The sequence below is a fragment of the Bacillus stratosphericus genome (assembly GCF_020524495.1).
Taxonomy (GTDB): Bacteria; Bacillota; Bacilli; order Bacillales; family Bacillaceae; genus Bacillus; species Bacillus stratosphericus_B.
On sequence record NZ_JAIVLB010000022.1, the window covers coordinates 31,178 to 53,781 of the forward strand.

Annotated in this window: 30 protein-coding genes; 1 reads left to right on the top strand and 29 read right to left on the bottom strand. The window is 46.9% G+C overall.

Annotated elements, in window-relative coordinates; genetic code table 11:
* Positions 1 to 47: 47 nt before the first annotated feature.
* The 22 genes from nrdF to LC033_RS10465 form a co-directional block, all read right to left on the bottom strand.
* The gene (gene nrdF / locus LC033_RS10365; protein WP_226568176.1) at positions 48 to 1,019 is read right to left on the bottom strand and encodes a class 1b ribonucleoside-diphosphate reductase subunit beta; all 972 of its coding nucleotides are present in this window, start codon (positions 1,017 to 1,019) and stop codon (positions 48 to 50) included.
* Positions 1,020 to 1,262 carry a hypothetical protein gene (locus LC033_RS10370; RefSeq protein ID WP_226568177.1) on the bottom strand — a complete coding sequence of 81 codons (243 nt, stop codon included), beginning with the start codon at positions 1,260 to 1,262 and terminating at the stop codon, positions 1,020 to 1,022.
* Entirely contained in the window at positions 1,250 to 3,370 is a 2,121-nt protein-coding gene (gene nrdE, locus LC033_RS10375) for a class 1b ribonucleoside-diphosphate reductase subunit alpha (RefSeq protein ID WP_226568178.1), read from the bottom strand. The genes LC033_RS10370 and nrdE overlap by 13 nt, the downstream gene beginning before the upstream one ends.
* A gap of 11 nt (positions 3,371 to 3,381) precedes the next feature.
* Entirely contained in the window at positions 3,382 to 4,398 is a 1,017-nt protein-coding gene (locus tag LC033_RS10380) for a DNA-methyltransferase (RefSeq protein ID WP_226568179.1), read from the bottom strand.
* Positions 4,391 to 4,750, bottom strand: coding sequence for a class Ib ribonucleoside-diphosphate reductase assembly flavoprotein NrdI (gene nrdI / locus LC033_RS10385; RefSeq protein WP_226568180.1), 360 nt, complete (start codon positions 4,748 to 4,750; stop codon positions 4,391 to 4,393). The genes LC033_RS10380 and nrdI overlap by 8 nt, the downstream gene beginning before the upstream one ends.
* A 145-nt stretch (positions 4,751 to 4,895) precedes the next feature.
* On the bottom strand, positions 4,896 to 5,255 hold the full coding sequence (locus LC033_RS10390; RefSeq protein ID WP_226568181.1) for a hypothetical protein: 360 nt from the start codon (positions 5,253 to 5,255) through the stop codon (positions 4,896 to 4,898).
* Between the two features lie 83 nt (positions 5,256 to 5,338).
* Positions 5,339 to 5,728 (bottom strand): hypothetical protein, encoded by a 390-nt coding sequence (locus LC033_RS10395; RefSeq protein ID WP_226568182.1) that lies wholly within the window; start codon positions 5,726 to 5,728, stop codon positions 5,339 to 5,341.
* The gene (locus tag LC033_RS10400; protein WP_226568183.1) at positions 5,721 to 5,924 is read right to left on the bottom strand and encodes a hypothetical protein; all 204 of its coding nucleotides are present in this window, start codon (positions 5,922 to 5,924) and stop codon (positions 5,721 to 5,723) included. Before LC033_RS10400 ends, LC033_RS10395 begins: the two co-directional genes overlap by 8 nt.
* On the bottom strand, positions 5,925 to 6,290 hold the full coding sequence (locus LC033_RS10405) for a DUF1523 family protein (RefSeq protein ID WP_226568184.1): 366 nt from the start codon (positions 6,288 to 6,290) through the stop codon (positions 5,925 to 5,927).
* Entirely contained in the window at positions 6,291 to 6,851 is a 561-nt protein-coding gene (locus LC033_RS10410) for a RuvC family protein (protein WP_226568185.1), read from the bottom strand.
* A complete protein-coding gene (locus LC033_RS10415; protein ID WP_226568186.1) occupies positions 6,848 to 7,483 on the bottom strand; it encodes a beta clamp domain-containing protein in 636 nt (211 codons plus the stop codon). The genes LC033_RS10410 and LC033_RS10415 overlap by 4 nt, the downstream gene beginning before the upstream one ends.
* Positions 7,483 to 8,532, bottom strand: a complete 1,050-nt coding sequence (locus LC033_RS10420; protein WP_226568187.1) for a hypothetical protein — start codon at positions 8,530 to 8,532, stop codon at positions 7,483 to 7,485. Before LC033_RS10420 ends, LC033_RS10415 begins: the two co-directional genes overlap by 1 nt.
* Complete coding sequence (locus LC033_RS10425; protein ID WP_226568188.1) at positions 8,533 to 9,255, bottom strand: 3'-5' exonuclease; 723 nt, start codon at positions 9,253 to 9,255, stop codon at positions 8,533 to 8,535.
* Positions 9,255 to 11,492: a DNA polymerase gene (locus LC033_RS10430; protein ID WP_226568189.1), complete on the bottom strand. Its 2,238-nt coding sequence runs from the start codon at positions 11,490 to 11,492 to the stop codon at positions 9,255 to 9,257. The genes LC033_RS10425 and LC033_RS10430 overlap by 1 nt, the downstream gene beginning before the upstream one ends.
* A 177-nt stretch (positions 11,493 to 11,669) precedes the next feature.
* On the bottom strand, positions 11,670 to 12,386 hold the full coding sequence (locus tag LC033_RS10435; RefSeq protein ID WP_226568190.1) for a hypothetical protein: 717 nt from the start codon (positions 12,384 to 12,386) through the stop codon (positions 11,670 to 11,672).
* 40 nt (positions 12,387 to 12,426) lie between these two features.
* Positions 12,427 to 12,861: a group I intron-associated PD-(D/E)XK endonuclease gene (locus LC033_RS10440; RefSeq protein ID WP_226568191.1), complete on the bottom strand. Its 435-nt coding sequence runs from the start codon at positions 12,859 to 12,861 to the stop codon at positions 12,427 to 12,429.
* Complete coding sequence (locus LC033_RS10445; RefSeq protein WP_226568192.1) at positions 12,862 to 13,116, bottom strand: hypothetical protein; 255 nt, start codon at positions 13,114 to 13,116, stop codon at positions 12,862 to 12,864.
* A 13-nt stretch (positions 13,117 to 13,129) separates the two neighbouring features.
* Complete coding sequence (locus LC033_RS10450) at positions 13,130 to 13,900, bottom strand: hypothetical protein (RefSeq protein ID WP_226568193.1); 771 nt, start codon at positions 13,898 to 13,900, stop codon at positions 13,130 to 13,132.
* 249 nt (positions 13,901 to 14,149) lie between these two features.
* On the bottom strand, positions 14,150 to 14,689 hold the full coding sequence (locus LC033_RS10455; protein ID WP_226568194.1) for a hypothetical protein: 540 nt from the start codon (positions 14,687 to 14,689) through the stop codon (positions 14,150 to 14,152).
* Positions 14,686 to 14,817: a hypothetical protein gene (locus tag LC033_RS16840; RefSeq protein ID WP_264188713.1), complete on the bottom strand. Its 132-nt coding sequence runs from the start codon at positions 14,815 to 14,817 to the stop codon at positions 14,686 to 14,688. The genes LC033_RS10455 and LC033_RS16840 overlap by 4 nt, the downstream gene beginning before the upstream one ends.
* Positions 14,818 to 14,953: 136 nt before the next feature.
* Positions 14,954 to 15,565 carry a hypothetical protein gene (locus LC033_RS10460; RefSeq protein WP_226568195.1) on the bottom strand — a complete coding sequence of 204 codons (612 nt, stop codon included), beginning with the start codon at positions 15,563 to 15,565 and terminating at the stop codon, positions 14,954 to 14,956.
* Positions 15,566 to 15,844: 279 nt separating this feature from the next.
* Positions 15,845 to 17,023 carry an AimR family lysis-lysogeny pheromone receptor gene (locus LC033_RS10465; protein ID WP_226568196.1) on the bottom strand — a complete coding sequence of 393 codons (1,179 nt, stop codon included), beginning with the start codon at positions 17,021 to 17,023 and terminating at the stop codon, positions 15,845 to 15,847.
* Between the two features lie 369 nt (positions 17,024 to 17,392).
* On the opposite strand from LC033_RS10465, the gene LC033_RS17275 reads away from it, so the two are divergent.
* Complete coding sequence (locus tag LC033_RS17275; RefSeq protein WP_226568197.1) at positions 17,393 to 17,617, top strand: helix-turn-helix transcriptional regulator; 225 nt, start codon at positions 17,393 to 17,395, stop codon at positions 17,615 to 17,617.
* A 57-nt stretch (positions 17,618 to 17,674) separates the two neighbouring features.
* On the opposite strand, the gene LC033_RS10475 is transcribed toward LC033_RS17275, so the two are convergent.
* From LC033_RS10475 to LC033_RS10505, 7 genes are all read right to left on the bottom strand, one after another.
* Positions 17,675 to 18,637 (bottom strand): toprim domain-containing protein, encoded by a 963-nt coding sequence (locus LC033_RS10475; RefSeq protein WP_226568198.1) that lies wholly within the window; start codon positions 18,635 to 18,637, stop codon positions 17,675 to 17,677.
* 111 nt (positions 18,638 to 18,748) lie between these two features.
* On the bottom strand, positions 18,749 to 20,140 hold the full coding sequence (locus tag LC033_RS10480; protein WP_226568199.1) for a DnaB-like helicase C-terminal domain-containing protein: 1,392 nt from the start codon (positions 20,138 to 20,140) through the stop codon (positions 18,749 to 18,751).
* A 17-nt stretch (positions 20,141 to 20,157) separates the two neighbouring features.
* Positions 20,158 to 20,391 (bottom strand): hypothetical protein, encoded by a 234-nt coding sequence (locus LC033_RS10485; protein WP_226568200.1) that lies wholly within the window; start codon positions 20,389 to 20,391, stop codon positions 20,158 to 20,160.
* The gene (locus tag LC033_RS10490; protein WP_226568201.1) at positions 20,391 to 21,152 is read right to left on the bottom strand and encodes a DNA replication protein; all 762 of its coding nucleotides are present in this window, start codon (positions 21,150 to 21,152) and stop codon (positions 20,391 to 20,393) included. The genes LC033_RS10485 and LC033_RS10490 overlap by 1 nt, the downstream gene beginning before the upstream one ends.
* Positions 21,142 to 21,339, bottom strand: coding sequence for a hypothetical protein (locus tag LC033_RS10495; RefSeq protein WP_226568202.1), 198 nt, complete (start codon positions 21,337 to 21,339; stop codon positions 21,142 to 21,144). Before LC033_RS10495 ends, LC033_RS10490 begins: the two co-directional genes overlap by 11 nt.
* Positions 21,340 to 21,530: 191 nt before the next feature.
* A complete protein-coding gene (locus tag LC033_RS10500) occupies positions 21,531 to 21,743 on the bottom strand; it encodes a hypothetical protein (protein ID WP_226568203.1) in 213 nt (70 codons plus the stop codon).
* On the bottom strand, positions 21,740 to 22,423 hold the full coding sequence (locus LC033_RS10505; RefSeq protein ID WP_226568204.1) for a hypothetical protein: 684 nt from the start codon (positions 22,421 to 22,423) through the stop codon (positions 21,740 to 21,742). The genes LC033_RS10500 and LC033_RS10505 overlap by 4 nt, the downstream gene beginning before the upstream one ends.
* Positions 22,424 to 22,604: the final 181 nt, after the last annotated feature.

A 22,604-nucleotide genomic window follows, 5' to 3' on the forward strand; every position in this document is an offset into this window, starting at 1 on the left:
TTTGCTTTCACTTAATAATACGAACCATTTCTACAAACCGCGCAATATCAGTCGGAAAAATAAAAATCTTCGTCTTTTAACGCCTCGACCGTCGCCTTTTTGTAGCCGTTCCCTTGCATGCTAAAGAAGTCATGTGCCTTCGTCTTCGTACTCAGCCCGTTAATCACGATCGGATTGACCGGCTCATCCGGAAAATGCGCTTCAAAGCCGAGATTCATGAGCGCCTTATTCGCGTTATACCTAACGAAAGCCTTAACGTCATGAGCCAAGCCGACCACGCCGTACACATCATCCGTATATGCGACTTCATTTTCGTAGAGCTCCGCTAATAACCCGACCGCCCACTCGTGCAGACCCGCCTTCATAGCGTCCGTTTGACGGTTATATATTTCCTGCGCAAGCAAGCCGACGTATACGCCGTGGATCGCTTCGTCGCGAATAATAAGGTTAATTATCTCGCCGCTTTGCATCATGCGGCCTTGGCCGTAGAAATACAACGGATAATAAAAGCCGCTGTAAAATAGGAAACTTTCGAGATACACCGAAGCCACCATCGCTTTATATGACGAAATGTCGTCGCCTGCCTTGATTCCGCGATAAAGGTCGGTGATGAGCTTCGCTTTGCGCTGCAAATATCGGTTCTCTTTGACCCACTCGAAGACGGCCGTGATAGTTTCCGATGGCGCTAACGTAAGGAAGATATTCGAATAGGACTTCGCATGGACTGCGTTCTCCATCATCGCCATGAAATTAAGGACGGCCTTGCGTTGGTGTCCGTCTACGTGCGCCATGATCGCAGGCATTCCGGTATTGCCTTGTTCCGTATCCAATAAGTCCAAACCGGCGAGCACTTTCATATACGTATCGCGTTCGGCGGGCTTGAGTTCGTGCCACGCGAGTAGATCTCCATTAAGCGAAATCTCCTCCGGAAGCCAAAACTGCTTGACGTTCTGATCGTAGAACATGGCCGTGAAATTATCGTCTGATTGCGACCAGTTGGCCGCTGTGAATGTCGTCAATTATTCGTCCTCCTTGCCACGTTTGCGTTTACGTTTAACTACACCCAACACTTCCGATGTCCGTACCTCGTCCCTATATCCGAGTAAACCATTCAGTATTGGGAAGTCTTTATGGCGTACTTCGAGATATCCACCCTCATACGCTTGAATAACTTCCGCATTAATTAAGGTACCTCGGAAGTAATAAATAATTAAGTCTCCGCGTTGAATCTGCTTCTGTCGCTCCTCACTTAAACCGCGCATGACAAGCATCCCTCCTGTCCCGTATCCTTCGTCCGCGCATAATAAAGCGTCTTGATCCCCTTGTGATGCGCGTATAAGTCAATCCGATTCAGATCACGCGTCGTCATCGTATCTTTTAGGAATAGTGTAAAGCTGATGCCTTGATCGACGTGCTGCTGAATCGTTGCGATCATATCGACGACCTTAAACATATCCATGTCGTACGCTTCCTTGTAGAAGAACCAGTTTTGCGGCGATAAGCCCGGCATTGGATAGTACGTCTTCGAGTTTCCGTAAGTCCGTTCCTCAATGCGCTCCATAATCGGCATGACCGAAGCCGTCGCCGACTGTACATACGAAATAGACCCGTTAGGCGCAATCGCAAGTCTATATGCGTGATAGAGTCCGAATTCTTCTACGTCTTCCATAAGGCGAAACCAATCGAGTCCGTCCGGAATCCAAATACCTTCGAATAGTTTCGTTACTTTTTCAGTCTTCGGAAATGTATCTAAATAATCTCCGGCTTCGTCTACGGTCGCATACTTACGGAAATACTCACCGCTCGCATACGTTGACCCCTCGAAACCATCGAACGTTGACCCCGTTTCCTGCGCCAATTCATTCGAGCGCACCAACGTCCAGTAATTAACCGTCGCGAAGAATACGTTAGCAAAGTCACGCGCTTCTTCCGATTCGTAGGCGATTCTGTTCTGCGCTAGATAGCCGTGTAAGTTCATTGCGCCAAGTCCGATAGAACGCATCTCGCGATTAGCCTTTGCGACGGCTGGCGCGTTTTTAATATTCGTAGCTTCTGAGACAACCGTAAGCGCATCGACGGCTAATTTGACGGCGTTTTCGATTGAGCCGTCCGCCATTACATTCGCGATATTAAGAGAACCGAGATTGCACGAAATATCTAAGCCGATGTCGTCCGGTTCGCCATAGTCGGTGTATTCCGAGACGGTTGACGCTTGACAAATTTCTGAACAGAGATTCGAGAATTTAACGCGGCTGATATGGTTCAGCGCATGTTCACGGTTCACGTTGTCTTGAAACATCATGTACGGATAGCCCGACTCGGATCGCAGCACCGCCATCTTTTCGAGTAACTGACGGGGGTTGATTTGCTCCTTACGAACTGCCGGATTATTTACGAGTTCATCGTACATTGCGCCGATGTCCATTTCGTCTAGATGCGTGCCGTAAGCCTTGTAGATCGTGTGCGGATAGAAAACGTAAGCTGGACGATCTTCTCGCGCTAACTCGATGAACTTATCGGGCACAACGACTCCGATTGATAACGTTTTGACTCGGACGTCTTCATCTGCCGAGATTTTTTTGACGTCAATGAACTCGTTAATATCTGCGTGGAATACGTTTAGATACGCCGCACCTGCGCCCTGCCGCTGACCCATCTGATCCGCATATCGGAATGCATTATCGAGCAGCTTCATTACGCCGACTACGCCTTTTGTCGCTCCGGCAACGTCCTTTATCGCCTCACCTTTTGCGCGAATCTTTGAAAGATTAAGCGAAACACCTCCGCCTGCCTTCGAAAGCTGCATCGAAATGTCGATCGCACGTGAGATATCGTTCAGCGAATCGTTAACTTCGAGCAGAAAGCACGACACCATCTCGCCTCTACGTTTGCGTCCGGCGTTCAAAAACGTAGGCGTCGCCGGCTGATATTCCTGGCGGATCATTAGTTTCGCAAACTCGATCGCCTTGGCCCCGTCGCCTTTCCCGAAGTACAGCGCACAGCAAGCGATGCGATCTTCGTAGCGTTCGAGGATTTTTTTTCGATCGTTCGTCTTCAGCGCGTAGTCATTGTAAAACTTGAATGCGCTCATGAACGAAGGGAATCGGAACTTGGCGGCGTATGCCGTTTTATAAACCGCTTTTATTTCCTCGAATGTATAAGCGTCTAGGAACTCCGTTTCGTAGTAATCGTTATCGCGTAGGTAGTCGAGTTTCTCGCGCAAGTCGTGGAAAAATACGGTGTTTTGATTTACGTAGTCTATAAAATAAGCACGGACGGCTTCTTTGTCCTTATCAAACTTAAACCGTCCGTCTTTTTGAATCATAATTTCGTTATTTAACTCGATGTAGTTTGCGCTGCTATTCGGCATGGGCCGCCTCCTCACACATTTTTTTCTACAAATCTATCGTTTACGTTTTCTAAACGCTGGTTAGCAATCTCAATATATTCTGACTCACGCTCAAAACCTATGAAATTACGATCTAAACGAATTGATGCTACTGCCGTTGTTCCAGACCCCATAAAACAATCAAGAACAACATCCCCCTCATTAGACGAATGCTTGATGATGTTTTCGACTAACTCAATTGGTTTAGGTGTAATATGTCCTTGTTTTTTCGCTGGAGGATACAGCCAAACATTTGAATTTGCGCGAAGATCCTCTTTGACATTAGCCACATTAAATGTTGCGCGATAATCTTCGTATTCAGCGTGAAGATCCTTGTACTCCTTGCGAAGATACTCCCCTTCTAAATAATTCCTTATTTTTAAATATTGATCCTCAGTTATTACATTGTCACCCTTCAACCAATTTGATACACAACCGGTAAGACCGCCAGTCCTTGACGGGAATAGAGATGCTATTTCTTTTCTTGTTACCTCTGCGCGTTCAAATTCTTCCTTTAGATACTTAGAAATAGGGTTTTGAGTCGTGCGGCCCTCTAGTCCGGTGTCAGCTTGAGTTGTATAATACAAGCAGTACTCAGTAAAACCGTTGTAATAGTTTCGCATGGAAGCTACGCTTAATCGTTGTTGGACATAACCGTAGTTTTTGAAGCTAGGATTGATTTTGTTCCAAGTTATAAACTGTTTGAATATTAAATTAGTATCCGAATCTATTAGGTCCATAAGTTCTCGTATTTGCTTCATGTCATTATGAAACCAATAGAACGATCCATTATCTTTAAGAACGCGATTACATTCTTGAAATACCGCAACCATGAACGAGTGGTACTCAGCGCGGCTAAACTTATCCCATCGATTATCTTTTCCGATATTATAAGGAGGGTCTATTACAACTAAATCAACGCTATTATCCGGCAACATACGCATTCCTTCGATACAATCGCGCTGATATATCCGATTCAATTCCAGTTCTCCGATCACCTCTTTACCCAAGCGCCTCCACCCTTTCCGTGAATAATTGAACGTCCTCTTCCGTCCCTGCTAGCTCGAACTTGGCGATCACCGGAACGTTATAGAGCGCCGCAATAACGTCAGCAGCCGCACCAAAACCGTCTCCCCATGCACGATTTCCCGACGCAGCCACTCCGACCATCCAATCGCCATTATCCTTAAGCCATTCGCTTACCGTTGCGGGCGGCTGACCGAAATCGTAAGTCGGTGTTACGAGCACGAACGGCTCCTCGACGATCTCGCCCGTCTTGATTTCGCGTGCCTGGCCACCCAATCCGGTTTTAGCGATGAACCGCCGTACGTTTCCCGTCAGCGAGTAGAAATAAACGTTCATAAATGCGCCCCTAATATTAATGCGAGGGCAATGATGGGTAGCGCGATGCACATAAATTTAGTCACGATGCCGAAGATTGAATCGGTCGGTATACTCCACGAAAGCATTATCGGAAGTAGGAGATAACCCATCGCAATGTAATTGATCATTCGTCTGCACCTCTCCGCTCAATCTCCGCTTCTAATTCCGCAATTCTAGCAGCCGTCCGATTGCGCTCGATTTCCGTTTCAATCCGTTTAGAACCGAGTCGACTTAGTCGGTACTCATGATCGATCAAATCGAGTTCCAATCGACGTTTCATGTCGTGCAAATTCGTGAGTGGAACGCTATACATTTCAGCGTACTCGACCGCACTAACTTTACGTTTCTCAGCCGCTTTGATGTCGTCGCCATACCGTTCTTTAACGGCATCTATCGTCTCTTTTGAGTACGAGAAGAATGCGTTAGCAAACTCGGCTTCTACGGGTGTAATGATCGCCGTTTTGTCCGCTTCTTTTTCCCGCAACTGATTGACCAGCGCGACAGATGCGTTAATCAGATTATCGTAAGATTCCTGCGATATAGTAACATTAGGTGTATCTTCCATCGTCATTTACCTCCGATCGTGTCGAGGATTTCTTTGATTGCGTAGTATTCCGGATTCAGCATTTTCATGATTCCGATAGGCACCGTTACCATTCCCGTAATTAAAGCCGCGATTGTAACGACGATGATTACCATAAATAGACCACCGCCTCCCGTATCTCGCAACTTGTAGTAAAATGAGGCAGCTTCTCCCCACGAAGGCCTTCCGCCTTTTGCGATAATCAAATAGTTCAGTCGGACTAAAGCCGCAAGCATCACCAACGAAGCGACGCCTACCACCACGTTAACTATCCCGAATACATACATCTGATTGACGAGCACCCCGTAAACATGTTCCGCCGCCACTCCGAGCTTTGCGGCTAATTTGTCGATGTAAGCCATCGCTTTATCCATTAGCGCCCGCCTCCTTCGTCAGATTGTCGTCAATCCGTTCCGCGATTTTCGTTACATAGAAGATCGTATAACCTCCGCTTCTTAAATTTTTAATCATGGAGTCGACGTCATGCTCATTACGGCATCTTACTACCGTAGATTTGTCATACTCGAAGCCTTCCGGTTTGCCTGCGATAAGAAAATATCCGCTTTCCATCTACTTCGCCTCCTTTAACGTCATTATGTTTTCGTATTTAGATAAAAACGGAATACGGAAACCAATCGTCTTAAACTCGTAAGTCTTACCGACTTCAATCTTCGCGTAGAGATCACTAGAATTAAACTTACGAGCAAACAGAGCGTCAGTATTTTCGAAAACTTTTTCGCTCCCTTCCTCGTCAATGCCGAAAATCAGATACTTAGAGGACTCTTTGGAAGTCTTCGTTTCTTTATCCGTTACCTTAATCTCATAGGTGTTTTTATTAGCATAAGAAGCGATCGTATATACTGGCGCTACAATTACGACAGAAAACAGTACTAGCGCAATCCACACAACGACCCCGATATTTAGCAAACGACCCATCTATTTCGCCCCTTTCGGTTTCTCAATTACGCCTGCATCGATCAGCCACGCCAGCCCAATCGCAGCCGCATCCGATTCATCAAAGTTAGCGAAGGCGCCGTCGTAGCCTGTTAGCCGTCTTACACCCGCCTCTAATTCGTCTTTTTCTGCGTTGCCCGACCCGGCGACTAACGACTTTACCCGCGTCGCTGATATGCCGAGGTCTTCCGTCTTCTTGCCCGGCTTCTTATATTTATCGAAGGTCAACCCGAAGCGCGACGTCGCTCTTTCACACGCGTTCCAAGCGCTTAGTACCGGATAGTTCGACCGTGACGTCTTGCCGGCAAAATCTTCGCGAACCACGTAATCAAAGCCAGCCGCGCTTACGTGCTTATCGAGAAACATCATCGCCCATCCTTCGATAACCTCGGCACGGTGCGCATGAGATCGGCTCGTATTCGGCTTAACGTGGCTTAGCGCCTTGATGGTTGGCTTGCCTTTGCGTACCTCTATGATCGCGACGCCCGGACAGGTCATCGACGTGTCAAACGCAAGGATGCGGATAGGCTTGGCGGCGGTCATTCAGGCACTCCGTCTCGTCTTATTGGCATGATTAGCGCGATCAGATCCGAATTATTTTCGGCTGTAATCGTAAAAGGACGGATATTTCCGTAGTAATTGAGAACTACTGCAGTGATTTGTGACGCTTTAAAAAGGTTAACTGCATCTATAAGATATTGCGTATCTACCGATAAACTAATAGCACTATATTTGTTGAATGCTCCTACAGTGACCTTTGCTTCTACGAATTTATTTGTGCAAGAAAATTCAGGTGTTTCCTTATCTGAACTCGCGGTTAATGTAATAAAAGAACGTTCCTTTTTGTTCACCTGATTACATTTTAGAAGTGCAAGCAATCCTGGTAATAAGATGTCTATGTCAAATGAAATTCGCGCACTCTCCGTCCCTTCATCAGGAAAGAGTCTTCTAACATCTGGGTATTTCCCTTCGATAACAACACCCGTCTTTGGATCTAATACTGTACCTTCTACACCTCGACTAATATTTTTCGCCAAATATAATCGATGAGAATCAGTAACCACCAGGCTTCCGTCCTCTGAGTGGTAGACGCCTTTTAAAACCGATCTTCCTGACGACGTCTTTTTAGTTATTTTTTCAGCGTGCTTCATGAAAGTCACATACGATAATCCCATCAAACCGCCTCCCCTTCCCGTACTCTCTCGATAAATGCGAGCGCCTCTGCGTACTGCTGCTTCGTGCTTGCGTACATGCCTGATCGTCTGACCTGCGCTACTTTCTCGCGAATGGTCTGTAGTTCCTCGTCCGTCAGCGACTTAGCAATCGTAGTTTTATAGTTGTTGAACGTCCATGCTCCGAGATCAAGTGCCGGCGGCGAACCCGCATCGACCGCATTTCGAATAGCTACGAATCTATCAAGAATCGCGTCAATATCATGCGGCTTGATTTCGAGGCCAAACGCTCGGATGTCCGGTGTCTTCTCGAATTCGCCTTCCGGATAGACCCACGATTTCTTGGACGCGTTGACGTATAAGATAATGTAATAATCGACGCCGTACATCGGTCCGTAAGTCACGCATTGCGCTACGTGCTTTGCTTCCGGTTCACGCATCGAATGCAGCGAAGTCTTGGCGGCGGTCGTTTGCTTCGACTTGATTTCGAGGCCGACGCGTAAGATTTCTCCATCTGCTGTCACGTAGCGAAGAATGCCGTCGCAAGTCCCGTATAGATAGAACGTCTGCCCGCCGCGCTCGATCTTATGATTACGTTTGGCAAAGTCTTCGAATACCGGCGTCCCGTCTTCGTTGCGTTCGAAGTCAAACGGGCATACGCGTCCGGTCTTTTTACCGAAGTGCTTCGCCATGAACAAAATATCGCGCTGGATCATGTCGCCGATCGCCGTTCCTAGACGCGTCCATCGTCCTTGATATGGCGGCTTGGCTTCGACGTCTTTTTTCGCGTTAAGCGCCTTATGATATAGTTCGCGCGGACATGCGTTTGCTGCCGATGGTGAAAAGTACGGGCGCTTCGGAAATACGTTTGGTGCTTGCGCATACCATCGGTAAATATCTGCTGTTAATTGGTTATCACACGTCTCGGGCAGCGAGTGCCATTCGTTAAGATACGATACGAGTTCATCTGCGATTGATTGCGCAAATGATGGCTCCGATGAACCGCCATTACTAAGTAATTGAGCCGCTAATTTTCGTTTGTCTGCCGTCAATTAATCACGTCCCTTCATATTGCGCTCGATGATAGAACCGATCTTTAACGACATCGCTTCGTTATCTCTTAGCGCCTGGTAAATACGCAACAGATCCGCTTTAGATAGCGCAACCATCTGAACCTCCCAAACGATTGCGTGCTTGGGAACGAATTTCAACGGTCGGTCCGGCGCCTCCATAACTATGTTCGCAAATTCGTTATATTCATCGGCTACTCGCGGTAAGTAATTACGGAAAACTTCGATCGTTGCTTCTACGTCATTTAGCGCACGATGATGTCCGTCTAGTGAAATGCCGTTTCGTTTAGTCACGTCTTTTAACGACGCTGATAACTCCGGCTCTACAAAGCGCGCCATTGCTCTCGTACAATAGAAACGTTCCGGCTCGATGCCGCCGCGACTAAGAAACGAAAGATCAAACGGTGCATTCTGCGCAACAACGGTAGCGTCTCCGATGAAGGTTTTTAAATCGTCCAGCGCGTCCCATTCTTCCGGAGCATCTTCGAGGTCTTCTTCTGTGATTCCGGTTAGCTCCGTGATGAACTCGGGTAGATCACGGCCTTCTTCTAACGCGACCATCGTATGAAAACGGTCTACTTCTTCGAATGCACGTAGTTGCCCGCCAAGTCGAATTTTAATTGCGCCGATTTCGATAATCTGATCCTTCTTATGATCGAGTCCCGTCGTTTCTAAATCAAGCACTACGTGAGTTTGTGGTAACATTAAACCGCCCCTTTTCCTTGCCAGCCTTCGCCAACAATCCGTTTTTGTTTTTCGTAATCTTCCACGTTTGGATAATCTCCGCGATCTACTTCACCGGAGAAAAACTCGTCAATCTTTAAACCCTCGCCCCATCTTCGGCTTATCTCAATGTCCGTCTTATTCGGTATGTTTCCGAAAACGTACGTATTGACCATGGCATCCTCGAAGTCTTTTACGTCTTGCTGCGTAAGTGTATCCGGCACTAATAAAAGCGCCTCGTCGTGAACAACGCACCATAAGCGCCATTTCCCTCGTCCTTCAGCCGTCTTTTTATCGCAGAGCTCTTGCAGCGCAATCATGGTCGCCTTTGTTTGAATCGCGGCCGAACCTTGAACGCGTGCATTCGTTGATCGCGTAAAGACCGCCGAGTAGTGTCCTTTTGCGCTCCGATCTTTAGCGTCAGGCAGGCGGCGCTTCCGCTGTAGATGATCCATCCAAACGAATCCGTGTTTTTTCACGAACGCCTGATTCGATTCGACCCATTCTTTTACCACCGGAAATCTCTCGAAGAAGCTATCGAGGAACTTCTGCGCCTCATGCTTTTCTACACCGATCGCGTCTTTTAACATGTTCGCGCCGCCACCGTAAGCAACCGCAAGCATAATTACCTTCGCCTGTTTACGATAGACCGAGCCGTCTCCGCATTCTTCGATTGGCTTGCCGAATACTTCTGCCGCGATAGATGCATATAAATCGTCACCGCGGAAATAGTTATCGACCAGCTTCGGATCTTGCGTAAAGTACGCCAGGCATCGGTATTCTTGTTGGCTCCAGTCACCGCCTAGTATTGCGTAGCCTTTAGGCGCAACGAATAATTTCCGAGCCTTCTTCGGCTGATTCTGTAAGTTGACGCCCGTTCCGCCGGAGCTAAACCGCCCCGTTTTCGCTCCATTCGGATTGAAGTTCGTGTAGAGCTTGCCGGTCTTTTGGTCGATTAGTTCCGGCAATGCGTTGATATACGTTGAATAAAGCTTAAAGCTGTCTTTATATTCGAGTAGCTTCTTAACTACCGGATACTTTTTCGCGAGTGGTTTTAGAACTTTCTTCGCATCGGTCGACGCTAGTGATTCGCCTGTCACCCGTTCAAGGGCCGGCTTTAACTGCGCCGGAGAGTTAATGTTGACGTCGCCTAACTCTTCGATTAATTCATCGTATAAACGGTCTAAGCCGTCCTTTAATTCTCGTCCATATTCCTGCGCATAATCTAAATCAATATCGAAGCCGGTCGTCTCCATCTTCTGAACCACGCCGATCAACGGAACCTCTACTGTCTCGTAATAACGCAGCACTTCCGGCATTTTTGCGAGGTGCAATCGCTGGAAGTTACGTAGCTTAAGCGTCACGTCACCGTCTTTAGCCGCATAGGCAAGCGCAATCTCTAAGTCATCTACTTCGTCAAAACCGATCTCTCCGAATAGGTCACCGTAAGTTCTCGACTCGATGCGTAGGTATTTCGTGACGAGGTTCTTAAGCGCAAATGACGGTTCGTTTTCGTTTAGAAGTCGCATAGCCTCTTGTGTATCCCACGTTAGTCCGCATAGCTTAATGCCTTCGCGATCAAGCATATGAATATCGAACTTGGCGTTATGGGCGAGCTTGCCGACGGTTGGATCTTCGTAGAATGGTCGTAGCGCTTCGCTTACTAAATCTCGGCTTAACTGCGGTCGATCCGTTTTATGACGCGTAGGAATATAAGCGTGGACGTCCGCTTTGATAGCCGTAATCACATGGCCGACAATATAATCGTTCCACACGTCTACGCCGGTAGTCTCTACGTCAAATACGATCTCTTCTTCGTTTTCGAGTAGCGCAATGAACTCAGCTAGACGCTTTTCATCCGTAATCAGCCAATAATTATCCGGCGTTTCCGCGACCATTTTACGTAGCTTTTCCTCGCGGGTCTGCGCTTGCACCGTTTTCCACAGATGAAGCGCTTCCGCCTTGCTGAACTTCTTCGGCTTGCCGGCTTTATTAACGCAGTCAGAAGGATCGCGCGCCAACCGGCCGTCCTCCATAGCCGCCTTGACTTCGTTTAATTTCTGCCGATCCGAATCGCTAAGTTTGCTTGCGTAGATGCGACGCCATGCGTCCTCGATCGGCTCGACGGCGTTGGCCGCTTGCTTACGTTTAGCAACCTCGGTCGCCGGCGCTGAGTCCTTGCGAGCATTTACGTTTAGTTTTAACGGCTTGATTTCCACGTCGCGTCCTCCTTTCTTCGTTAAAAGTCGACTTCAGCCGCCCACTTTCGTCTATGAACCGTCTCATTATCCGCATAAAAGTCCGACCAGCACGCCACATCGCAACAATACACATCGTATAGCGAGTCGTAGATAGCGCGCTGGCCTTCGTTAATGGGCGCTTGACAGGCGGCGCATTTAGCTGCGGTCAAATCGTGCCTCGACCGGAGTGATTAGTTCGATATCTTCCGCCAGTTCTGGGCAATCGCCGTGATTGGCGGTCATCATCGTAATATAGCCTTCGACTTTAATTACTTCGCAAATTTCTCCGTCACTGCGGTATTTTACAATATCGCCGACTTTATACTCGCCAACTTTGCGGCCGATCTCCACCCATTTCGCTTCGATAGAGCGTTTTTCTTCCGCTTCTTTGGCGGCTGCGACTTCGGCTTCGGTTGCGAGGACAAGTTCATCTTCATAAAACAATCTATCTTCTATATTCTCTTTATTTATAAATTCACATTTAAATGGCGGGAAATCTGCCCAGGGCTCATCCTCCAAGATTTTAACGATGTCTCCCTCATTAATTCTATAATCGGAAAAATATCCAATAGCCTTCGCATAATCACCGACTTTTAGGCGTGTATGCTTCTTGCGGAATAGTGCGTACCCGTCGCTATAGTTGCTATCTTTTTCATCAATACCGCCAACGATTACAGGATCTTCAGCGCTAATATCGATAGATAAATAAAACGCACCTTCTGTCGCATCACACCAACTGTCGTCCGTAATTAAAACGAGATCGCCAACCTTCGCCTCTCCCTCAACGCGTTCATACTCCGCACCGTCATACGCTACTTTCGTGATTTCACCGTTTTTCATATCGATCGTCTTTACGCCTTTTAATGCCGCCATCGTTTCGTCCTCCTTTGATTGACCGTCCGACCCGATAAGGTCAAACCGCCTCCGCTTCGTTTTCTAATGCCGCTAAGAATGCGCGGTCTAAGTTAAGTTTGAGTTCGTGCCACGCTCGGTGTCCTTCGTTCTTTCGCGGCATCCAATAGTCCGTAATATTGCGACATTCGAACATATACGCCTTTGTCTTATTGTCTTCGATCAACACGCCGATAAAATAATCCGTATCAGATTTCGTATAAGCCTGACCGGTGTTCTTGCGTCCGCTGACCGTTAAGCAACCGCGACTGTTCCTACGGTCACGAATCGTCTTAACCTGGATACGTTTGATTGCGCCAGTGATCGGCTCAGCCGCGAGAATATCATACGGTTCTTCGGTTTCCGGCTTGCTAACGCCTGACCAGCCGGCCGCCATTAAGGCAGCGCGTGCGATCAGTTCGGCGAATTTGCCGATCGTTTCCTCTTTGTGCGCCATCTATTCGTCCTCCTCCGGAATATGCCCGGCTAAAATACGTTCAATATCACCTGCGAGGGCCGGCGCAGTTGGTTCCGGCCTCAACATAGCGGTTCCTACATCGTTGCTCCTGACATTGTGTATGCGTCTCCACGCAGAATCAACATCCACCCGCATCATAGCCGCCTCCATAAAGATTAACTCCGCCAACGAAACTTCTACGGTGATCTTTTTCGATAAATCTAACGTCTGCGCTTCCGTTTTAATCTCTCGCATCTATGCTCCCTCCTTAAAATTCGAAGTTTTCTTCGGCTGGTAGTTCGTCGTCTGTTGCACCGCCGCCAAGTGATTCGCCAATTAACGATAGGTCAAAGCCGGCCGCGACAAGGTTTTCGAGCATTTCCTTTTCATCAGCTTCGTAAATTAAGCCGTCAAATAAAGACATGTCGAATTCTTTGCCGTCCTGCTCCGCAAAATGCTTGCGCTCCGCTTCCGTCAAATCCTCGTCTAAATCAATCAACGGCGTTAGTGAGACTACTGTATTTGGCCCTGATCCAGTTTTCTCTAATTCGAACGCGATACGACCGAGTTTCTTTTCCTGCTTCTTGATCACCGCATGAACGCCTCTAGCTTGGAGACTCGTAAAGTCAATAATGATCGGCTTACCTGTTTCTAGGTTAATAAAACCGAGTGCGTAACGTTCTTTGACACGATACTTAGCCGCTTCTTCCTTCGCAGCCTCTTCCGCTTTGGCATCTCCGCGATCCGCTGCCGCTTTCTTTTGGTCTTGGTAATACTTCCATGCGCGATCCCATGACGTTAAATTCGACTCGGGAAAGCCGTTTTTGTTTAGCGTGCTCGGATTAGCCGCCGAGAACGAATTTACTTTCTTATAGATTCCGTATGAAAAGAAGCGAATTAGATCGAAAGCACTCATAACGCGTACCTTATAAACCGTGCCCGTCTTGAAGCTCGCAAACTCGGCGCTATTACCGCCGTTTCCTTCATTTGTTGCGTTCAATGCGTTTAGAGCGTCAGCTCCGCTAGTGTACTTTGTCATCCGATTACCTCCGTTAATTTGTTTTAGGGTTTGACCCTCGCAAAACACCGGTATCTGCGCCCGAGACGCCGCCAGCGCACGGCATAGCGACGCGACAGTTTTACTTAACGAACGCCCCGGTATTCTCCGAGCGTCGGCGGTCAGTCGCCGCCTTTATTCCGTCTTCCTTCGTCTACGAGCGACCAGTACATGCCGCCGATAATGATGGTCGAAATAATACCGACGAATGTGAAAAACATTAGGAAGTCATCAAACATATAGATCACCGAACTTTGAAATCGACTTAATATCGGTTTCTAGTTTTTCTTCGCGCAATTTAAGTGCGTCGTATTCGACTTCTCCAGCGCTGAGCTTTTCGTTGATCGCATCAATCGTCTTCGGCGCCTTAGCCTTAGCGAGATTGACTTTTAAATGCGCAATCTCTAAATTTTTCTCGGCAATTGCGATTTTTAGTGCGCGCAGTGAACGGTTCTTATTTTTTATGATCGTATTTGATTTACGTTTAATTGCGTCTTTAAGCTCTTCCGGTAATGCCTTCGTTTGATTCGACGTCAATGGCTCTGGCATCGCGTAAACGGTCACGATTAAGTCGCCGTCCAAAATCATACGAGTGCGTGATTTAATATGGTCGCGTACTTCACAACTTTTTCCTTGCTTATTCTGTACGGTTCCGACGTGTACGGCCGTTTGCATAAGTTGTTGTAGGTTATTTTTAGCGTTAGATCTCTCGTAGCCTAATCGTTTAACGGCGCGATCTTCTGCGTGCTTAGATACTCGATATTGTTTCATCCGACACGCACCGCCTTGATCGTCGTTGGACGGTAAAGATCAGCCGGATCATCTTCGCGGTTTAATGCACCTTCGTATTGTAATTCCGTTAACTTTTGGATGTTAATGACGTTGATAGGGCGTTTCATAGTACGTTAGTCTCCTTTTCGATTAGGTTTAACGTACTAGACGGAGGGTTGTTCGCATAGTGTTCGCTTGAAATTCGCTTGGGAAGCGATTATCATTGAGGTACGTAGCGAAGCCCCTGCGGCTAGTTACGTTCAGTTATTTCGTAAACAAATAGTCTCGGTGGTCACCGAACTGTTTCGTATCGAAGTAGCCTGCTAGCTTTTCGAGTTTGCGAATGACTGTCATGTGATGAACGCCTAACTTTTTACCGATTGCCGTCGGTGTTGGGCGTTCGCATCCAAGGAACGTTTCGACGATTTGCCTCGTCGTTTCGTCCGCTTTTTCTAGAAGAGAGTCAATCAGTTGACACTGATCGGCTCTTTTTTTCGTAAAGTAAATCGTTTCTGGTGTTTCTTCGTCGGCGATTTCGAGCGTTGCCGCGCTCTCATCACTTGAAGATAACCCGCATTCTAGTACTTCCCACTGTGATCGCTTCTTTTTGTCCCTGTATAAATTTGCACGTTTATTTTTCAAACTGTACTTAAAGTAATTCTCGAAGTCGTATTCGCCTGAATAAGAAGAGATACAACCCATTAAAACATCTTCGTATAAAGCGACTACCTCCGGAACGCTCGACCTCAATGATCGAGCCACTTCTTTGAAGGTGATTCTCATCGGAGTGATGGTCATTTCATAAATCTCAGCGAATGAATTGTTACTCCTAGACTTTTGGTAATTCAATACCAGATTATTCAGTTTTTCTTTCAAAAAAGCTCACCATCCCTTTCTCACTTAATAATACCCACGACAATTTAAAATCGCACATATTTCTTTATTTTTTTTCTAATTTTCTCTTCTACAAAGAAATAGTACCATTTATTTTGGATAATCCTTCTCTATCACACTATGTTTCCGAAAAACAGTTTAATGTAACGAATATTCCCCAAATAAAAGAAAATCCCGTCATTCGACGGGTTGATAAAAATTATGAACTAACCTCCTGGGATCGGATCTGCTAACTGGGTTGTATTACTTTCTGCCGCGGTATTAATTAACGAACTTCCTGCTGCTAGAACCCCCGCTGTAAGTAAAACTACTAATAAAATCTTTTTCAAAATAAACCTCTCCCTTGTAATTTAGTTGAATGTCCTTTATAGGGGCGGCTATGAGAGGGTCTAATCCAGCAACGATCATATCACCTACGACAATGCTGGAAAATAGAAAGTTAAACTCTTGCGTGAACGTGCTGTACGCTTCGGCTAGGTCTGGTAAAGATCCGCCCTTGACCCTTCGAAAATACCGCAGAAACAGGTTTTTTTCACCTAGTATCATATCTTCTGATGTTGGTAAGTTTTGAGGAATCTCTCTCTTCTCTTTATACGAATAAAACACCTCGACTAGCTTTAATGTATTATCTGCTTCCGCAGCAATCCTCGGATCGTTTGTTTTTTGAGCCTCATCAGCACTCTTTCTCATGTAGCGAAGACACTCTCCCTTATCTTCCTCTATAAAAGAAACACCCATGTAATAATACCCGTCAGATTTAGTTTTCGCACTTAAATTCGAAGAAAAAAGAAAATCTGCATGCCGGCGGGCTTTGGGTAGATCTTTGAGGTATAAATAAGCAGGCGCGAACACTTCAGAAAGACGTATTAGATAACACTCTTTGAAAAATATTTTTCTTGCGTCGCTTAATTCGTAGATCTCCTTTTCGATATCTGCCGCTTTTTCAACAATTGTGACATTTTTATTATCAAAATAAAGACAATAGCAATAAAAAATATCCTTGAGCACCTTCAATTCTTTATCCTTACCGCATTTTAAAGTGTTCACATAATTCTTTAATTCGTACGGTCTGAATTCTCCTAACATGTAGTTATATATTACTTGATAAAATTGTGTATAATTGATTAAGCTGGAATCCGTTCTGTGTGCTCTTAGTAATTTTTCTAACAAAGGAATATCACGCTTTATTGCTGCATACTCAAAGGCATGTTTAATCGACTCCGTCGTGGTAAGCTTTAAGCACCATTTTTGCATTAATTCATGATAATTCCCTTTATAGAAAAATTGCGATAATTTTAATAACGTCCGAAAGCCGATTTTTCCAGTCCTTTTGAAATTGTAAAGCTGATTTACATGAATGTTTAAGTTATTTGCCGCTGAATCAAAGTCTAGAAATAAATCATCGAAATAGTTTAAAACATCTTGCTGAAGTGCGCCCAAATTTAAACCCCCTCTATTCAGAATTGCGTTTGTTTATAACTCTAAGTATAATATAAATGTGTACTTTTGTACACATAATTACTCGAAAAAACTTGGAAGGAAGCTAAATATGATTGATTACACCCCGCTATTTAAATGTCTTAACGAAAAAGAAATAGCTTTAAGTCAATTCCGGGAAAAGGGACTAAACTCCAAAACCCAGGCTCGGATAAATAAGGGACAAGCAGTAAGCCTCTCAACAATAGAGTTCTTGTGTAAAGAATTAGATGTTCCGATCGAATGTATAGTCAGGGTTATAAGGGACTAACTAACTTAGATCGAGATAGTAGTGCCTAGTGTAAAATATGCGGACACCCTAATGATAAGGAGGTGCTTGTTACGTTTAAGATCGTTAAATGTAGGATATCTGAATTATGCTCTAAACGAGGCATTGATCAGACTCAACTCGCAGCTAAAGTCGGTTTAACAAAACAACACATAACGGACTACGTAAGTCTTCGTAATATACCGAGTATCGAGCGTGCTTATAACATCTCTCATGTTCTCGGATGTGCTCCCGAAGATCTTTACGAATGGCTCGAGGACCGACAATAACACGGAGGGTTAACTTACCCTCCGCCGACCTTTAGTACGGGTATTACCGTACTGCAACTACACCCGCAAGCCCTTAACGACCTCCGCACGATCAACAACTCGCTTCAGCGCGTTCTCGCCCTCCGCCATCACTAACTCATTCGCATCCTTAAAACCTTCCGTGATATAACCGTGCGCAAGCCTGACTTTGCAGCGCATCTTTAGCTCGACCTCCTTCCTTAGTTGTGCACCGGCAGAATCATTGTCCGTTATTACGATTAAATATTCGATCGGCGACTGCGTAATTATGTCCGCCTTCTCGGCCGAAAACTTACTGCCGCCTGTTGCGATCCCACAAAAGCCCGCCGTACGCCACGATAGCGCGTCGATTTCAGCTTCGGAAAGCACCGCAACTTTAGCACGTTGGGCATATACGACATCAACTCCGTAGATCAGCCCGCGTATAGGCCAGCCGCCCTTAGCGTACCAAAACGCTTTATTGCGGGTCGATCGATATTTTACGTTTGCTAGGCGATTATTAGGCAGCCGCCACGGAATCACGGCTGTCTGTCCGTCTAGCCCCACGCCTGCTTCTCGCTGAACGTCCTCGCTTATGCCGCGACTAGTCAAGTATCCGTTTGGCCCGATCTTCACATCCGCCATCAGAGCCTCGGCTAAAGGACGTCTAGGCTCAACGATTTTTAAACGTGGAATGCGGAGTTTTAGGCGGGCATCGCCTCCGCCAGTACCATAAGTCTCGGCTAGGTAAAAAGCCGCCTCTTCCTCGGTTTCTTCACGTAAGAATGCAAGCAGTTTAATAAAGCCGCCGCGTTCGCCTGTGCCGCTGTCTCCGAAATAGCCGGCCTTTGCAGTTGGGGTATCTTCGTAGTAAACGTAAAAGCTAGGAGTCCGGTCGTCGCGAAAAGGGCTTGCCGCCGTTAACCGGTCAGCGTGCCACGTTGGACGATCCCATTCGTACTGTTCTAATTCTTCGCGTATGTCGACGTCGGTAGGAACGCCGTTGATCGTAATAATCGACATGTATATACGACTCCTTTCGTTATAATACAATATTGTAATAGGGATTTCCGTCGCAATTTGTCGAAAAGATTCAGAATTATTCGGTGTAATTCATGGTAGGCATTCCAATTTCTAGAATCCGTAGCCACCCAGCGCAGTTTCACCGCCAGCCACTTGCTTAATAATGCCGACTTGCGGCAGATAAACGATCTCGACGACTTCGTCCTCGCCGCCATCGCGTCCCTTATTAACGCCGACCAAGCCGCGCCCTTCTCTTGCGTTCGTATCAACCGGAATTAATACCGCAGCGTCTTGAAGCAAAGCAGACGTTTTCATGACGTCCTTGCGCTTCGGCAACTTAATTTCACGGTTTCCTCCTTCGTCTTCAGCTCCATCATCTTCTCCCGCCTGTGTGATTGCGAAAATTACAACGTCCATCGTTCCGGCTAATCGCCGCATCTTTTTTGACGTGTCAGCCGCAGCGCCGCCCGTCGTTTTGTTCGAGTTAGCTTCGTAATCGAGGTAATAGAACGGATCGATCATTACAACATCTGCGTTCGTCTTTTCGATGTCCGCTTTGAGATCACGTAGAGAACGCGAATCGAAGTCCTTGTCGTCCACGGCACGCACCGTAATAGATCCGGAAATAATCGTATTCAACGTCGCGATAAATTCCATAAAGCCAGCTTCAAACTCTTCCGATAACTTGCCTTGACGGACAGACCTCGAATCAAAGCCAGCTTCCATCCGCTGACCGTCGATCTCCGTTAAAGAAACGCCTTGATCACCGGAAAGCGATACGTAGATACGTACGAGAACCTCGAACCAGCCCATCTCCATCGACCATATAAGCACGTTAGCACCTTGTGCTGCGCAGTTGATCGATTCTTCAAGCGTGATAGCCGACTTGCCGCGTCCTGATTTTCCGTAGACAACGTACATGTTCGAGCTGACGTAGCCGCCGATCGCCTTGTTGAGCGCCGGAAACTTACTGTCCCATATGCGGAAAGACTCGCCAGCCTTCCGTTTTTCGTATTCTGCTCGGAATTTATCGACGTCTCTCACTACGTCTGTCCCCACCGTTTTACGAACATTTGTTCTTATTGTACTTCGTTCTGCGACCTCGGTCAACCATTCAAAAAATTCCTTCGGGTTTCCGCCTTCCTGTGCACGATTGAACCGCTGAATAAATTCCGAATCGGCTTTCTTGATGCCGTTCGCCCCGTATTTATCGTTGAAAATTGCGGCAAAATCGCTCATCGCCGCAGTTTCCTTCGCCTTCTGCGCCAAGTATTCAAACGTTGCGTCGATGCTGAATTCTGGCTGAAAGGTCGGCACTTCAGTCGCTACCATCTCGGCGGTCGGCGCTTGGTTGCCGTTCTTCTCCGCATAGGTGCTGATATAATCGAAGGCGGCTCGTTCTCCGTCGGTTTGAAAATCGTTGCGGGTTAGTCCATAACGCAGTAGGGCGGCCGGGTCGTTCGCTTCGATTACTTTCGATAGTAAGCTAGATCCGAAACTCATCGGCGTTCAGCTCCTTTCTAATATAGTAAACTCTCGATGTCTTCAAGAATTTTGTACAACGAAGCCCTTTCACTCATTGTAGGATTATCTTCTATCATCGCGTCCCACTTATCCCACGCCTGTGTGGCGGCTTTCTCGTCTGCTTCACGCTCAGCTAGTTTAGTCACACGAACATATTCCGGTGTCCCGAATGTTAGATGTCCGATTCTCATAATCGTTTTCGGTTGTTCCGTAAGTGATAAGCCGCCCATTACAGCCGCCTCCTTTTTGATCCGCCTGCGAAGACGATTTCTCTGCACTGGTCGGCGATCCGGTCCGCCAGTCGCCCTTCTCCGAATACTTCCGGTAGGTCTTCCATCTTGATGTTCGACGTATAAACGGTCGGCATACGGTTCGTCACGCGGTAGTTGATTACGGTGTGTAAATCGCCACGAAATCCGTCCGTCGCGTCTCGAACGCCTATATCGTCCAGAACAGCGAAAGGCGCCCGTTTTGCTGCTTCTAGCTCGGTATAATAACGTTTTGCTGCCGGCTCTGCGATTGCGTCGGGTACTCGCGGTCTATTAAACTCGTTGTATTCGTTTTGCCACGCATTGACGTCTAGAAAATATGTCGGACGCTGGTCGGGCTGAACGCCGCGCTTTAGTGAGCCGATGTAATGGACCGTTAAATATTCGTTTAGAAGAGCCGCCGCCGTCGTAGTTTTGCCGGTTCCTAATTTAGCGCTATATAAATACAGCGATTTAATGCGGTCGGCTTCTGCGTCAAATTGCCGAACGAATGTCTGCGCATATGCATCGACAGCCTTATAAGCTCCGGGCTGATCGGCGCGTGCCGGCGAGTCGGTCAGCGTCACCAGCCGATAGTCTTCCGCCAAGCCAGCCGCCCCTGACCGCCCACCTGCGCCGTCTAAGCCGTGCAAACCGAGGTATAGTTCGCAGTGTTTCGTACAATTATCGCCGCCGGCTTGGGCGCATTTACTTGCGAGTAGGCATCGTGATTCATTCGTCATTCATAGCCGCCTCCTTTCGGTCAATTCGTTTACGTAAAGTCCGTTCGTGCTTTGTGCGCATCTTTTTATCTTCGCCTTTAACGCGTTGTTCATTAAAGTTCGCCTTCCATCCGCCGCCTGTATAATAGTAATCGACACCACCATAGCTCTTTCTTCCGCCTGTTTTAAGCCAGCGATGAAGCGTCAATTAAGCGCCTCCTTTGCGTTAACTTTCCGGTAGCAACCTTCGCATTTAATCTGCTTTGGTACGGAATCTTTCGAAAACCTTTCGCTAAATCCGCAATGAGGGCATCGCACTTTTACAGTCTCGCGGACATACTTAGCAAAGTTATCCCACTTATCCACGTCAATCATTCGTTTACCTCCGTCCTTGAATCGTCAGTTTTTAGGGAAGAATAGATGCGGAACGATGAACGGTTCTTTTCCGTCTCCGCTATCGGATACCGACATGATCATTTCTTTGATCCGATGGTGCTTCGGAATTTCATGAAATAACGCATCGTAGCCGTTTAGTGACTCCGAAATCTCTATCGTTTCGTCTAAGTAGTACTTACCTCTCGTTCTGAAGTACGTTACATTCACCGTCTTCATTCGCCCTCACCCGCTCTCGAATCGTCAATAATTACGAGATCAACACCGTTAATGAAATCGTAATCTGATTCATAGAAGTAGGCTCCGTCTTCAATCTTTTTTACTGTCTTAGTATATGTGCTCTTTTTGTTATAATAGGTTCCTCGAATTACGTCGCCCACACGAACTTCTGTCGGCTGCGGCACGTTCAGATACTCTGGCGGTACTGGTAACCTTAACGCACGTCTTAGCGCAATAGCCTTACCGATATGCGCGTTGAAGCAGTCGTTAGGTGCGCATTTGGCGATTCCTCTATCGCGAATATAGCCTTCTGCAAACGATTTTCGTAAAGCGACAACGGTTCTTTTTTCTGCATTTACGATAAAGTCGTGTCTGTATCCGAGGTCTCGTTTATACAAAGCCTCTATATCATTCTTCGCCTGCGCTACGATATCATCACGTTTCTGCTGATCGGACATCTCATACGTCCCATGCGCCGCCTCAATTTCCGCATCAAAACGCCCTTGTTCGTAGCCGTTCTTATATGAGCGTGTTCTTAGCGCCTTCATTGTGTCCTCTACTAGCGTTACTAATTCGTCATAGTCCATTTCGTCTAGGTTCGAGGCTGGCGTGTGCTCGCCAACGATGACTTCGTATTCTCTGTGCCAAATTATCCAGCCGCCATCTGTTTGTACGCCCAAGCCCTGCGAACTACTTACCGTAAGTACGTCGCCATTCTTAAAACCGCCGCCCGGATATTCAGTATCCGTAATCAAAATCCGTTCGCCAACGTTTGCCTTACGTTTCTCCGTCTTATATTTCGTCATACTAAAACAACTCCCCGTAGTTTATTTGCGACTGCGCCGCCGCCCTTTCATCGTC

Excerpts from the sequence above, each read along its gene's own strand:
- LC033_RS10370 (WP_226568177.1), bottom strand. The coding sequence starts at position 1,262 with ATGCGCGGTTTAAGTGAGGAGCGACAGAAGCAGATTCAACGCGGAGAC.
- nrdE (WP_226568178.1), bottom strand. The coding sequence starts at position 3,370 with ATGCCGAATAGCAGCGCAAACTACATCGAGTTAAATAACGAAATTATG.
- nrdI (WP_226568180.1), bottom strand. The coding sequence starts at position 4,750 with ATGAACGTTTATTTCTACTCGCTGACGGGAAACGTACGGCGGTTCATC.
- LC033_RS10395 (WP_226568182.1), bottom strand. The coding sequence starts at position 5,728 with ATGGATAAAGCGATGGCTTACATCGACAAATTAGCCGCAAAGCTCGGA.
- LC033_RS10400 (WP_226568183.1), bottom strand. The coding sequence starts at position 5,924 with ATGGAAAGCGGATATTTTCTTATCGCAGGCAAACCGGAAGGCTTCGAG.
- LC033_RS10405 (WP_226568184.1), bottom strand. The coding sequence starts at position 6,290 with ATGGGTCGTTTGCTAAATATCGGGGTCGTTGTGTGGATTGCGCTAGTA.
- LC033_RS10410 (WP_226568185.1), bottom strand. The coding sequence starts at position 6,851 with ATGACCGCCGCCAAGCCTATCCGCATCCTTGCGTTTGACACGTCGATG.
- LC033_RS10415 (WP_226568186.1), bottom strand. The coding sequence starts at position 7,483 with ATGGGATTATCGTATGTGACTTTCATGAAGCACGCTGAAAAAATAACT.
- LC033_RS10425 (WP_226568188.1), bottom strand. The coding sequence starts at position 9,255 with ATGTTACCACAAACTCACGTAGTGCTTGATTTAGAAACGACGGGACTC.
- LC033_RS10435 (WP_226568190.1), bottom strand. The coding sequence starts at position 12,386 with ATGGCGGCATTAAAAGGCGTAAAGACGATCGATATGAAAAACGGTGAA.
- LC033_RS10440 (WP_226568191.1), bottom strand. The coding sequence starts at position 12,861 with ATGGCGCACAAAGAGGAAACGATCGGCAAATTCGCCGAACTGATCGCA.
- LC033_RS10445 (WP_226568192.1), bottom strand. The coding sequence starts at position 13,116 with ATGCGAGAGATTAAAACGGAAGCGCAGACGTTAGATTTATCGAAAAAG.
- LC033_RS10450 (WP_226568193.1), bottom strand. The coding sequence starts at position 13,900 with ATGACAAAGTACACTAGCGGAGCTGACGCTCTAAACGCATTGAACGCA.
- LC033_RS10455 (WP_226568194.1), bottom strand. The coding sequence starts at position 14,689 with ATGAAACAATATCGAGTATCTAAGCACGCAGAAGATCGCGCCGTTAAA.
- LC033_RS16840 (WP_264188713.1), bottom strand. The coding sequence starts at position 14,817 with ATGAAACGCCCTATCAACGTCATTAACATCCAAAAGTTAACGGAATTA.
- LC033_RS10475 (WP_226568198.1), bottom strand. The coding sequence starts at position 18,637 with ATGTCGATTATTACGATCAACGGCGTTCCTACCGACGTCGACATACGC.
- LC033_RS10480 (WP_226568199.1), bottom strand. The coding sequence starts at position 20,140 with ATGAGTTTCGGATCTAGCTTACTATCGAAAGTAATCGAAGCGAACGAC.
- LC033_RS10485 (WP_226568200.1), bottom strand. The coding sequence starts at position 20,391 with ATGGGCGGCTTATCACTTACGGAACAACCGAAAACGATTATGAGAATC.
- LC033_RS10490 (WP_226568201.1), bottom strand. The coding sequence starts at position 21,152 with ATGACGAATGAATCACGATGCCTACTCGCAAGTAAATGCGCCCAAGCC.
- LC033_RS10500 (WP_226568203.1), bottom strand. The coding sequence starts at position 21,743 with ATGAAGACGGTGAATGTAACGTACTTCAGAACGAGAGGTAAGTACTAC.